The sequence below is a fragment of the Aquiflexum sp. genome (genome assembly GCF_041751335.1).
Classification (GTDB): Bacteria; Bacteroidota; Bacteroidia; order Cytophagales; family Cyclobacteriaceae; genus Aquiflexum.
Map to the genome: position 1 here is coordinate 1 of NZ_JBGSXS010000454.1, position 13,098 is coordinate 13,098.

General features: G+C 40.8%; 8 protein-coding genes and 1 pseudogene. 3 read left to right on the plus strand and 6 right to left on the minus strand.

Annotated features, from left to right (window positions below):
• A partial coding sequence (locus tag ACEW8U_RS23580) for a T9SS type A sorting domain-containing protein (RefSeq protein ID WP_373524513.1) occupies positions 1 to 688 on the plus strand: 688 nt, incomplete at its 5' end.
• 224 nt (positions 689 to 912) lie between these two features.
• Here ACEW8U_RS23580 and ACEW8U_RS23585 read toward each other — a convergent pair.
• From ACEW8U_RS23585 to ACEW8U_RS23595, 3 genes are all read right to left on the minus strand, one after another.
• A complete protein-coding gene (locus ACEW8U_RS23585) occupies positions 913 to 2,217 on the minus strand; it encodes an acetylxylan esterase (protein ID WP_373524514.1) in 1,305 nt (434 codons plus the stop codon).
• Positions 2,218 to 2,244: 27 nt separating this feature from the next.
• A complete protein-coding gene (locus tag ACEW8U_RS23590; RefSeq protein ID WP_373524515.1) occupies positions 2,245 to 2,859 on the minus strand; it encodes a DUF4230 domain-containing protein in 615 nt (204 codons plus the stop codon).
• Positions 2,860 to 3,072: 213 nt separating this feature from the next.
• Complete coding sequence (locus ACEW8U_RS23595; RefSeq protein WP_373524516.1) at positions 3,073 to 3,978, minus strand: alpha/beta hydrolase; 906 nt, start codon at positions 3,976 to 3,978, stop codon at positions 3,073 to 3,075.
• A gap of 154 nt (positions 3,979 to 4,132) precedes the next feature.
• Here ACEW8U_RS23595 and ACEW8U_RS23600 point away from each other — a divergent pair, with 154 nt between their 5' ends.
• The gene (locus tag ACEW8U_RS23600; protein WP_373524517.1) at positions 4,133 to 4,345 is read left to right on the plus strand and encodes a type II toxin-antitoxin system VapB family antitoxin; all 213 of its coding nucleotides are present in this window, start codon (positions 4,133 to 4,135) and stop codon (positions 4,343 to 4,345) included.
• A 246-nt stretch (positions 4,346 to 4,591) separates the two neighbouring features.
• Here the strand turns inward: ACEW8U_RS23600 and ACEW8U_RS23605 are convergent, their stop codons facing one another.
• The 3 genes from ACEW8U_RS23605 to ACEW8U_RS23615 all read right to left on the minus strand — a co-directional run bounded on the left by ACEW8U_RS23605 (position 4,592) and on the right by ACEW8U_RS23615 (position 12,382).
• On the minus strand, positions 4,592 to 5,698 hold the full coding sequence (locus ACEW8U_RS23605) for an acyltransferase family protein (RefSeq protein ID WP_373524518.1): 1,107 nt from the start codon (positions 5,696 to 5,698) through the stop codon (positions 4,592 to 4,594).
• A gap of 19 nt (positions 5,699 to 5,717) precedes the next feature.
• Positions 5,718 to 7,133, minus strand: a complete 1,416-nt coding sequence (locus ACEW8U_RS23610) for a nucleoside hydrolase-like domain-containing protein (RefSeq protein ID WP_373524519.1) — start codon at positions 7,131 to 7,133, stop codon at positions 5,718 to 5,720.
• Between the two features lie 140 nt (positions 7,134 to 7,273).
• On the minus strand, positions 7,274 to 12,382 hold the full coding sequence (locus ACEW8U_RS23615) for a glycosyl hydrolase (protein WP_373524520.1): 5,109 nt from the start codon (positions 12,380 to 12,382) through the stop codon (positions 7,274 to 7,276).
• Between the two features lie 417 nt (positions 12,383 to 12,799).
• Here ACEW8U_RS23615 and ACEW8U_RS23620 point away from each other — a divergent pair.
• A pseudogene (locus tag ACEW8U_RS23620) lies at positions 12,800 to 13,098 on the plus strand (hypothetical protein); the annotation flags it as partial.

The following is a 13,098-nucleotide window of genomic DNA, read 5'->3' on the forward strand; positions in this document are numbered from 1 at the left end:
CGGAGCTGATACCAAAAATCCTATAGTTACATCCAGTGGGGCTTCCGGACCACAGTCATTAGTGGCTACGGCACCATCCATTACCACAGAGGATTGCAATAACTTGGTTATGCTGTTCTATACCAACAAGAAAAACGCCACCTGGACTCCGCCAACTGGAACAACAGAAGTTTATGATGATCCTAACAACAGTCAAGGGCTTACCTCAAACATGATGTCTTTCTTCATAAAGCGGGAAGCTGGGGCCACCGGTGATATGAGCGCCATTGCCTCTCTGAGTGAACATTGGGTAGCACAGGCCATTGCTATCAGGCCACTTCAAAACAACGTGAATTCAGCTAGAACGCTATCAGCACCTATTGAAGAAACAGCTTTGGAGATAGCAATATCTGAAGTACCTTCATCTCTTGAGGGAGATGGAAACTTTAGGAAAATTATCGCATATCCTAACCCGGTCATAGACAGATTGAATATCAACCTGAAAGGATTTGTGGATGAAGAACCAACTGATAACTCTTTGGTAATACTAGATGCTATGGGACGGGCGCATGCTGTTCAGAGAACATGGTTCGGAGATGAAAGCCGCCTTGAGATGGACTTCTCCAGAATGAATAAAGGATTTTACATCATCAATATCAGAACATTGCAAGGCATAAAATCCATCCGCGTGATGAAGCAATCCCAATAAGTGATTATCCATGATCGCTTAAAAAACAAAAAGGATGGGAAAATTTCCCATCCTTTTTTTATCTCTTATTATTAATTGCACAAAATCCTCCCATTAATAAGCCAAATCAATAGAACATCCAGTTAATGCTTCAATTTCACGCTACATCGGTCATCGGTCATCGGTCTCCCATCCAAATTTGAATAGGGATTATACCTTACGGGCAAGAAAGCATATAACCAAAATTAATTTTTCCCCAATTTCCCAAACAACCAATCTTCTATCTTTTTACCCTGCTCAGGATAGGTCCAATGGCCGGTTTCAGGTACTATAAATACTTCTTTGGGAGCTTTGATCTCGTTGTATGCGGAATAGAAAGACGTCGGAGGACAAGTTTCGTCGTTAAATCCCCAAGTATAGAACCCTGGTGTTTGTAGGATCCTTGCAAAATTGACCACATCATAATAAGCCAATGTTTCTATCACTTCGGGTCTGTCATAGTATTTTAGATTTTGCCCCGCAAATACATGTGGCCAACCACCTGCCCTACCATTGAGATAACCTGTCATATCACTCAATGCAGGATAAACAGCTGCAAGGTATTTAATCCTTGAATCAAGCGCTGCGGTAGTTATTGCCAAAGCTCCTCCCTGACTACCACCTTGAACCGCTAAATTTTCTCCATCATATTGGGGAAGAGAAACCAAAAAATCCACTGCTCTTACACAACCCAAATACACTCTTTTGTAATAATAAAGGTCCTTGTTTTGATTGTTGATATGCATATATCCACTCAATCCTCCCGATGCAAGATTGCTATAAACTTCCTGAGGCATATCCACAGGAATCCCATGAATACCAATCTGAAGGGTAATTGCTCCTCTCAGGGACTTTCCTATATCTCCTCCATAGGGCCTGATACCTGCACCTGGAACACTCAATATAGCAGGGAACTTCCCTTCACCTTTAGGAACACTCAGAATTCCATAGATTCTCGAATTTCTAATATTCTGAAAACTCACATGGTACACATCTATATGTTGGGAGCTTTTTTCCGGCAAATGGGTCATCATATAATCCATTGGGATTTGTGCCAATTCTGCTTTAGCTCCATCCCAAAATGAATTGAAATCTACAGGCATCTTCACCGTAGGCTTGATTTTTTCGGGCTCAAACGCTGCAGTTCCTAGCCCTTTATATTCCTTCCCATCAATCGTCGCGTAAACTTCACATCTTAGAAAGCCCGGCTTTTTCATTGTAAATTTTTGCGTTTTTGATTTCCCATCCTTTAAGCTAATGGATCCCTCTTTGAGAGGGTTCATCTTTTCTTCCATTACAGCAAAACGAACATTTTCTACTGGGACCGGAACCCCGGATTGGGTGACCGAAATGAAAAACTCCACATCTTCTCCAGTTTTGTAAGTCCAATCCGTCCTGTCAGGAGCAACTGTAATATCAAGGTATTGCCTTGGGATTTGGGCTAGGGAAAATTCAATAATGCAGATTGAAAATATCCACAATAGGAAAAGGCTTTTTTTGTTCAGGTTCATGATTTGGATTTGTTTGAAGGTTTCAATTTATCTTTTAAGGTTTTTAAGTTGATCTTCATTTTCAACGATAATTTCATTGTATTGCAAAGTCCACCCTAGGGATTTGGTTAGAATAAAAATATTTGCCAGTTCACTCATCAATCTTTCATGGGAATTTTCCAATAGATTGGATTTATCCACTTTTTCCCTGATTCTGGCATTGATTGTACTTTTGATTTTGTTGTAATCCGCCGCCCCGAATTTATTGAAATAATCCTGGGTCACATCATAATATTCAATGTCGGGATAGATATTGATGACAGGTTCAGGTATTCTTTTTAGGATTACTATTTTATTTTCCTGATCGATTTCAGTCTGAAGTTGACGGAGGTCATATTCTACAGTGACTTTGGCATTGGCCACAACCAAGGCTTTCTTATCTGATGTCATCAGATTGAGAAACATATTTTGGGAGTTTTTGTAGGTAAAAACCTGTGAAAAATAACCTTCGGTCACGATCAATTTCCCTACCTGCTCGATTTGCTGTTGGATCAAAGAAGTACTTTCAAGCATTTCTTCCATGGATTCCTGCTTATTGGACCAAAGCCAAAATCCAGCAAAAACCAAAACCGCAACCATAAATCCAAAAACAAATCTATTCATAACTCCAATCAGATTAGATCTAAAATTGGATAAAAAAACAGAGGCAAACAAACATCTCCTGATGGAAGGCCCCAAACTAATCTGTTTCTTTTGATTTCTAACTTGTTTTTATCCATCAGGTTGATGAATTTGACTTCATCCTATAAACAAACTGTTGGATTTGATTTTTGGATTGGATATTTAGATTTCTAAGCAAAAACACAGAATACAATCTTAGTTTAGTCCCTTCATCCACTTCTCCACCTCATCCATCCATTTTACTTTAGAAGTGCGATTGATCATTCCAAATCCATGACCGCCTTCTTCAAAATAAGTAGTTGAACCAGGTATATTAAAATTCTTCAAAGCTTCTTCAAAAACATAGGAATTCTGTATACTCACCGGATCGTTTTTGGCGTGAACAAGGTAGGTAAGGGGAGTCTTGGAATTGACCTGCTTTTCATTTGAAAAATAATCCCTCATAGCCTGTGTGGGATTTTCACCCAATAAGTTTTGTGCTGAACCACTGTGCCCGATCTTCGGATCAAAAGTAATGACCGGATATACCAAAATCATAAAATCAGGTCTCAGGCTTGTCCCCTTATGATTGGGAATGGTTTGATTGTTGTAATGTGTTCCGACAGTAGAAGCCAAATGTCCACCCGCTGAAAAACCCATAATCCCGATCTGATCCTGTTTGATATTCCACTTTTCAGCATTTTCCCTTACCATTAGAATAGCTTGCTGTGCATCCTGTAATGGTCCAATGGTCTTGTCAATCATTGTCTCATCACTGGGAAGACGATACTTTAGAACAAAAGCTGCAATGCCCTTTTTGACAAATTCCTCTGCCACATCCGAACCTTCATGACTTGCTGCCAAAATGGTATAACCACCACCTGGACAAACAATCACCGCCTGTCCTGTTGCTTTATCTTTGGAAGGAAGATATGCTGTCAGTGTTGGCTTGGTTACTTTACTGATCCTTAAAATTCCAGCTGCACTGGCTTCTGACATTTCCTCATTAGGAACATCAATGGAATTGGGAATGGGATCATTGCCGTAAAGGGGGTAGGTGGTCTGGGCAAAAACCAAAGGAGTCAAAAAAGACAAAGCAATAAGGACAATTAGATTTTTCATCTTGGAATATAGTTCATTTCCAGGGGAATCTAAAGTATCTTGTTTTCAATTGTTCCAAAGATTTTAAAATCCAATTTCTCAAGTCATTCTTATGTTTGAATTGAAAAACCCTTGTAAAATTGATAAATTTACCTACCTCAAATTTAATGTGCAAATGAGAACAACTATTGAAATACCTCAGGAATTGATGGAAGAAGCCATGAGACTATCCGATGCCAAAACCAAAAGTCAATTGATAAAAGAAGCTTTAGAAGAATATGTGAAAAACATCAAAATAAAAAGATTATTGACTTTTTCGGGTAGTATAGATTTAGAAATCGACTTGGATATTTTAAGAGATAGAAAGCAATTTCTACCAATGACATAAATGTTAATTACCCCTCGGCAAGCTCGGGGAACGGAAAATATTGTTAAATAAGGTGGGATTGTGAAATGCGGCTGCTCCAATTTTCACAATCCCACCTCCCAACAAGACGACCCCCGGTGGCCGAGCTTGCCGAGGCCCAATTAGGCTGACCTCAATGTCATTGCCTTTTCTGAATGTTTTTTTAAAAATGATGGGGACTCGAAATGCAAGCATAGTAAATAGCTAATGTTTGATTTGATTTTTTTTCTAAATCTTAAAAAACACTCTCTTTTTATAAAGAAAATAACACAAATACCACATCGCCGCCAAAGTCAACAATGCAGTCAAAATCCCCAAAACGGCATCTGAAATCCCTAGTGGTTTCAAAAATCCCACGCTGAAAATTTCAATAAATCCATATAACCAACGGTGCCCCAACACTTCTGCAAACAAATAGATGAATATGGAATTCATCCCTACCACGATAAAAGCAAAAGCCCAGGATTGCTGCTTTTTCATATCCACCAACCAATAGAAAAATGCCAAGGCTAATAATGCCCATCCACCTGAAACCAGCACAAATGAGCTGGTACAGATTCTTTTGATAATGGGTGTAGTTCCCAATAAATCCAATCCGTATCCTGCTACCAAACCGACAAATCCTGCAATGATTAGGACTTTTATTTTATCCTTATCAGTTCTCTTGGACAACAGAAGGTTTCCGCAAATGGCACCCCACAGGGTATGGGCTGCGGTAGGAATGCAATTTATGGCTACCCATCCCCCATTGTTTATTTTCCCCATCAACAACATATCAGTGTAAGAACCGAAATTCTCTCCCATCACAAAAGGGGAATCGGGGGCATAGGATCGGTATAGAATTTCTGTAAGGGTCAACAAACCCAATGATACTGCTAATTGAATTTTGAAGGGCTGTCTGATCAGAAAATAGGTGAGCAATATGGTAAATGAAAGTTGGGTCAACACATTCCAAAGCTCAAAGACCAACTTTTGACTGTACACACAATGTAAGCCCGTTCCGAAAAGAAAAAGTAAAAAGCAGCGTCTCAAAATATGCCTTGTTACTTTCCCCCTGTCTCCTGCAATTGCCAACCTTTTGTTGAGAGAAAAGGGCATTGCTACCCCGACGATAAACATAAAGAGGGGCTGAATCAAATCCCAAAATCTCAGGCCATTCCATGGATGATGGGTGAACTGCGTAAATAAAGTATGCCCAAAACTTTCTGGAGAAAAGGCATTCAAAAAAGTTTGATAAACCATTGCCGCTTCGGCAATCAGCAAAAACATAGTCAGTCCCCTGTAGGCGTCCAAGGAAATCAAACGCCCAGATGCAGGAAGGTTTTCTTCACTCATATTTTTATTCTCCTGATTGTTATTGATTGCTTAGGATAATTCTTCGGTAACTATATAGACTTGGCTTCCCACTATCCTGAACCTCCAAAATAACATGCAGGGATTGGCCTTCATTCAATTTTGGCATTTCAAAACTTTGCTCATCCCCATATGGATTGAAGAATTCCAGTTTACCATTGAAGCCCCCAACTTCCCTATAAATCCACCAATGATATTTGAGTTGATCACCGTCCGGATCAAAAGTCCCTTTTGCTGATAAGCGAACCGTCTTTCCTGCTTCAACTTTACCATTGGCCAAGGCTTTCCCTTCATTTCCGTTCAGCATGATGATGGGATTATGGTTGGCTGCTTTGTAAGTCTGGGAGATATTCCAGTCCATTCTTGCTGCAAAATCATGTTGAAAAGCTTTTCTCCACCTCCAGATGGTAGCCTGATTGGAAGCCTCTTTTCTACCGTCTGACAACAGCACTTCATCCTGGGTATTGATCGAGGAAGTCCAGATTTTATCAACCTCGCCATAGGATTTCCAAAGTTCATACCTTCCTGCCCAACCTCCCCAAGCAGGGCTTTTGTACCAAGCAAGCCCGTTATTGATCAAACCTATAAAAGAGGGAGTATCCCCTTCCATGATATATTCCAATGGAATGTAATTGGCCCCCAAAGGACCGTGATGATCTCGGATATTTTCCATCAACCATGGATTATCCACCAATTCAAAATCCACCATCGGCGCATTTTTATACCACCTGTCTCCGGCTATCCCTGTCCAAGTCGCTTTGTAATATTCCCTCCAATTGTCTCCGGCACTGGCATCAACAATATAGAAAATACCAGGAAAATTATGCCTTACCCATGAACCCGCAAAATCCTGGTCGGATATGGTGTAGACCCGAAGTTTGTTTACAAACTTTATCAACTCTGCCTCCGACCTTGTGTTTTTCACTTTCCAAAGTGCCTGTGCCAGACAATTGGCCCCGCCCCAAACAGACACCCAAAGAGGGCGATCATCATTTCTATCCACAGCTTTGATCAACATTTCAGAACCGGGGGAATCTTTGCCTTCTCCTACCCCATCCATGCTGTACAATGGTAAATGCTCCGAAGTTACATTTAGAAGATATTCCAATGAGGGAAAGTCATCTGCATGTCTGTCAAGGTTAGTTTTTACTTTACCGTAATTTTTGATTAATTCAGTGATTTTATCCTTTCTGACCTGATTTCGGAGATGGGTGGAAGTGGTCGCTACAATTCCCTCAATGTCATACTCATTGGCATAAACCAAAAAACGAACCATTGACTGTTGGTCATCAGGTTCGTTGGTAATGTCTGTAAGGACAAAGACCCGCTGTTTTACAGGTTCCTCAAAAGTAAGTGGCGTTTGGGCTGTTGAGACGCCAATTAAAAATAATAAACAGAGTGAGAATAGGGATTTCATGGCTTATTAAGGGTTTGAAAGAGTTCAAAATATACAAAAAACAGAGGAACCTGTTGTCCTCTGTTTTAAGATTTTTGAAATCTTCTTCAATTATAAAAGTGAAACCATTCCTGATTACCTAAATGTTGACCAGATACACTTTACTTTTTAAGGATTTTGTGAATAGATTGCTTATTACCCTGAAATAACCTGAACATATAAACTCCTGAAGGCAGATTTGCTACATCAATTCTGAATCCCTCCGAAAACTCTTCCAATTCAACAGGATGAGTTCTTCCAGCCATGTCCACCAAATCCGCTGATCTGATTGCCCCGCTGATTCCTTTAATATAAAAATGACTTTCAACTGGATTGGGATATATGATGATTTCTCCGCCAATTTCCATTCTTGTACTGTTTACAATGAGGGTTATCTCGTCAGAGAATTCACTGACACAATTATCAATGCTTACTTGAACAGTGAAGGTTCCGAAAGAGGATACTTCCAAACTTTCCCCTGTCGCATCCGCAATCAATTCCCCATCCAGAAACCATTGGTTTCCCTCAGAAGAGCTTGACGATAAGGTCACTGAATTACCTCCAACACCCGTCATATTTATGGTTGGTTTTGCTGGATTGATACAGAACGATCTGCTGACCGGTGCCGCAGGAAGAAATCTATCATTCCCATCCTGACGCGCGATGATGGTTGCCCTTCCCGGCTTCAAAAGCGTAACCAGGATAGCCTTAATACCCAAGTGATCATTTTCACTCTCAAAAGAAACTTCCAATCCGGAATCAGAAACAGCAGTCAATTCAAACGGAGCATCTCCCATGGTTTTGGCTTCAATCTCCCCAAAAGTAATTACCTGTTCGAGTTGGATTTGAGAAATTTCTCCCTGCCGGATATTATCAAAATACCAAGTATAATCTGCAGATCCATTACCAACATTGCCAAGATCAAAAATGACTACTACTTTTTTGTAGCTAATGGAAGGATTGAAACCGCTCATATCAAAAGTGATATCCACCCATTTTTTTGATTCAGGAATCGTAACTTCTTTTTCGAATGCCTGTCCTCCATCAAATTCATTTTCAAATTTTAGCAACATTCGGGTATCGGCTCGTGGTGCCCATACTGAAACTGTAAAGTCAGTTCCCTTCGAAAAATCAATCACGGAAGCCTTCGAAATAAAGGCTCCACCCCAAATCTGCCCAGCATTCTTCACCATCTTTGCCACTTTGGGACTTTGGTTTCCATCCATATCAGGGTTGTTGATGACCGAAAGGTCACCTCCATCAAAATTCGTGATCAGGCTGTTCCATACATAATCTTCTTCAAATGTTATGGGAAAATCAATAACAGGACCTTCTCCGGAACCTCCACCATTACCATCATCAGTACCCTGACAGGTTCCCACCACATATGAAATCCTTTGGCCCGAAGTATTTTTCTCCCCTTGGGTTGGGTGTGAATAAGTATAATAGAAATATACAGTGCTTCCTTCCGTAGCATTCAGCCTGAAAGGTTCATTGGGTCTTACCCCATATCCGGGGAAATTTCCATTGGCAGAAGTTCCATAATATAGGATCAATACCTGATTGCCTATTCCGGAAATTGTAGGGATAAAGGTCAAAGTGGGATTGCTGCCATCATCTGAAAATTCATATCTAAAATCTCCATTTTCGGATATACCGCTGCATGAAGGTGCTTCGGTAAAACGTATGGTTACGGGTGCAGAAGTGGCCGTATTTCCATCATTGTCTTTGGCAATTGCCGTTAACTGATGATGACCAACACTACCGGACCAACTCACTTTCCATGGTTCAGAAGTAGCTGTACCAATGCTATTTTCTCCTGCGAAAAATTCCACCTGATCCACAGACCCGTCCAGGTCATTGGCTACGGCCACAATATCAATTGGTCTTCCCTGAATAAACTCCTGATTATTGGACGGTGAACTAATAGCAACCACCGGTGGAATATTGATATCATTGCTCACAATCACCAAAAGTTGGTCAGAATCATCATATTCTCCATTGCTGACAGTCAACCTAAAACTATAAATACCTTCTTCTAACCCGCTTATCAGTGTGCTTGAAGCATTAGGGTCATTGATCGTCGCCACACTAGGTCCATATTCCTGTACCCAAAGGTAGGTCAGATTACCGCCTTCGGGATCAGAACCGGATCCTGTTAATGTAGTTGTTGCTTCCGGCAAAATCACAACAATATTATTTCCTGCACTCGCAATTGGTTGACTAAAAGGCAATTCACCTTCATAAGTGAAGGTCATTTTCCCAAAGTTTAGCTCACCATTTCCAAATGAAAGTCTTAAGATATTTTCACCTCCCACAAGAGGTATCCCTTCCACCGTCTGAGTTCTCCAAGTATCCCAACCACCTGTTGTACCAACGGAAATGTTATCCGCGATTTTCTTTTCGTTTAGTTCAAGCCAGAATGGGCCTCCGCCACTGGCATTTCCGGAAGCATAGCGAAATTCCATTTTGTGCAGTCCCGCTTTTTCCACATTGACAGTGTATTCTACCCATTCCCCACTGACTATCCACCCAATGGTAGCTCCTTCTCCTGTGATAAATGCTGCATCTACACTTTCTTCTTTCCTGTAATCACCCTCATTGTTGACCGAAACATCTGAATAGGCAATTCCCTGTCCTCTTCCTCCTTCAAATACATCATAATTTCCAGCTTCTAAAACTCCGGGGATTGACCAAGCTGTACCCAAATAAGGAACTTGGTCCCCTACTACTACGGAAACAATATTTGAGACACCCAATTTTTCACCTTCAAAAACCTTCGCATAAAAGTCGTGCACTCCCAATGGAAGTTGAGCAGCTTTGAAATTAAAGGGTTCCTCGGTAAGTTCTCCGATCTTTTCAGTACCTCTAAAAAATTCAACTTTTGTTGGGGTTCCTTTTTCTATATTCAAACTCAAGTCCACGCTGCCATTGACATAGGCTTGGTTAAAGCTGACTGATAGTTCACTTTCTATGTCCACATCATTATTGGTGACCATGGTACGGGCAGGAGCTTCCAGGGTAGTACCATCAGAGAAAAAGACAGTGATTGGGCTTTTTTCATAGTTATTGACCACATAGGTCCTCACTCCATCTTTGATAAAAACCGATGCGGTAGGATAATTTGAGGTGACAGAAACATCCACTTTCCCCATTGCATTCATCGCATGAAGCCAGTAGTAGGTTTGGGCATCAGACACTCCGAATTTTAGGTTTCGATTAGGATAACTATCATATAGTTCAATCGCTTTCTGCGGATCTGTAAAAGCCAGATATTTCCACATCAGGTCGTGCCAAAGATTATCATTTGCCTCATTTCTTAAAATCCCTGTATTTGCTGCAATTTCATTCCAAAGTTTGGAAGCATATTCTTGATGATGCCCAAGATAAAGAGAACCCCCATGTATCGGATACAGCTCTATGCCATAAGATGCTGCGATATCATTGGTCCAAAAAGTCCCGTTATCATAGGAATTTCCCCATACCCTTGATACCAAACTATATTGTTGATTAGGTCCAAAATTCCGCTCATGGATATCAAACCAATATTCCTCTATGGCAGTCTGCTCAGTGGTATACAGATAAATCCCCAAATCCCTGATTTCTTTGTTGCCTGTGATAGTACCCCAATGGATCAAAGAGGAATTGAACTGCATGCTTTCTGAAGTGGATTCCTGATCATTTCCCTGTGGGAAACTTGCAAAACCATTGGCCCAACAATGACCTGCATAAGGACTAAAATTTCTCAAAAAAGGAAACAATGCATCACTCCTATCGGGTGAAGCTGCATCGCGGACCAGAAGATTGACCATCTCCCCCCAACCTTCAGCCCAACCAGGTTCAAACTGTTCCAAAAATGCTGCTGCATGGATAAAATAACCCCAATGAAAATGGTGGTCATTCAGGTTGGTGTCCTGACCATGTCCTGCAGGATAGCCTAGCATGGCTGACCAATCTTTGTTATAATAAAATAAGAATGCCACCTGTCCGGGCTTGGCAGTAAACCAATCCTCCAATCTTTCTTTGATGGTCGCAATCATCTTGTCACGGGATTCCAAATTCCCCATCTCATGGGCAATTCTGGCAGTCTGAATCAGACGGTTCATCATCTGACCCTCATTATAGGAATCAGTCCAGGTACTCAGACCGTCATTTTCCAGTTGTTTCACTTTTTGGTCCAACTCCGCTACACTAAAACCCTCACTGTAATTGGTCTGATAGGGAAGAGTAGGAAGAATACCATAGTAAGTATTTTCCACGCTGAAGGAAGTACTTGCCATGGTTTTGATTTCACCCCTGACCGAACTGTAACTCAAGAGGTCAGGTCGAGGTGAATCCGGCGCCAAATTGTCCCACTGATGGGGCAATAATCCTATCAAGGGAGCAGTTTCTTCCCCTTCTTTGATGTCAGTTTCAATTTCAAATTCCGTTCTGATGACAGAAGTTGCTTCGTCAAAATTCCAGGAGGCCGTCGTATTTGCAGGAAATACATAAGCGTATTTTTTATAGGATTCTGCAACCTGAACTATGTCGGTTGTAGTCAAAGGCAACATGGCCATGGACCAATAATCCTTCCCATTCAGCGTAGATGAAAAAACTTTTCCGCTTTGGGTCCAGGTACTTCCCGAAGGAGCATAAAACACAAAATCAGCTCCATTCCGGGCATTTTCTATCATCAGCATTTCACCTGAGATAGTCGCATTCCCAAGGTTGACGGTAATCTGAAGGTTATCGTCTGTCTCTTTATTAAAATATAAAAATGGCATAGCCACCCCGGAAGTCACCTGCAGATGTTCGCCTCCATCATTCCAGTCTATGGTCACCGTCCAATCTGAATAATCTGCCACTGTAGCACGTTGTGCATTCAACCCCGATAAACCCACAACAATAGGTTCTTGGTCATCATAGACACCCCAAGGAATATAACTGACCACCAATCCGGCCGGTTTTGTCTTTAAGGCCATCGGGTAATTGAACAAATTGCTCACATGATTGCTTTGAAGCAACAAGGACCACCAATCGTTAGTCGGGACAGGTTTGCCAACGGCATTCTCACTGAGTTGGGGGGTACCGGGAGGGAATCCATTTCTTCCTGCAGCATCAGTCCCGGGAAATGTAGTGGTGTAACCTCCTTCACCTATGGGTACAAACTGGGCGGATACTTGCAGATTGGAAAACAAAAAATAAATCATGATGAAGCTAAAAAATGATTTTAAAGGATTTACCGACATAACCTTGGGTTTTTGGGAGTATTGTTGATTAATAATAAGCTCCAAAACTACTTAGGTTTATTTCAGCGCTTTGAAAATGGGCTACATCATAAGTACAACATATTTGAAATTAAAATACTACAACATAAAAATATGATGCCAAAAAAGAAAGTAGGAAAACAAGCATACTGGTATAGATTTTCCTTATAAAAACTAAATAAAATCTCAATTACAAGGGCAATTTATATTAGCGATTTCGAATTTTTAATCATTTCTAAACCTAATCTTTTTCATAGGTTTCACAAAAAAAATATTTTTTCAGTTAAGGAATCCCATTTTTTACAAATCTCATCAAAAATCACTTTTTTCAAATCCACTTTCAAAGTATCTTTTGCGTAATGAAAAAACGATTGAATTTTCTCCTAACAAACTAAACCTATGCATAACTACTTCCGACAAGTCACTAAAGCTACTTTACCGTTTTTCAAAATTCCGCTTACGGTTTTGTTACTGGTTTTTTCCATTTCTCTAACAAACGCCCAAGAAGGGAAATCCTGGTTACGTTTTGAAGGGAAATCGGGTCCCGGAAAGGGCAAGCACATCGTCCTAGTAAGTGGTGATGACGAATACCGTTCTGAAGAGGGGATGCCCATGATGGGTAAACTACTGGCAGAACATTATGGATTCACCTGTACCGTGCTTTTCCCAATTGAACCAGAAACGGGAGATATCGTCCC

Bases quoted from the DNA above. Each gene is read 5' to 3' on its own strand.
- ACEW8U_RS23585 (WP_373524514.1), bottom strand. From the start codon at position 2,217: ATGAACCTGAACAAAAAAAGCCTTTTCCTATTGTGGATATTTTCAATC.
- ACEW8U_RS23595 (WP_373524516.1), bottom strand. From the start codon at position 3,978: ATGAAAAATCTAATTGTCCTTATTGCTTTGTCTTTTTTGACTCCTTTG.
- ACEW8U_RS23610 (WP_373524519.1), bottom strand. From the start codon at position 7,133: ATGAAATCCCTATTCTCACTCTGTTTATTATTTTTAATTGGCGTCTCA.
- ACEW8U_RS23590 (WP_373524515.1), bottom strand. From the start codon at position 2,859: ATGAATAGATTTGTTTTTGGATTTATGGTTGCGGTTTTGGTTTTTGCT.
- ACEW8U_RS23605 (WP_373524518.1), bottom strand. From the start codon at position 5,698: ATGAGTGAAGAAAACCTTCCTGCATCTGGGCGTTTGATTTCCTTGGAC.
- ACEW8U_RS23615 (WP_373524520.1), bottom strand. From the start codon at position 12,382: ATGTCGGTAAATCCTTTAAAATCATTTTTTAGCTTCATCATGATTTAT.
- ACEW8U_RS23600 (WP_373524517.1), top strand. From the start codon at position 4,133: ATGAGAACAACTATTGAAATACCTCAGGAATTGATGGAAGAAGCCATG.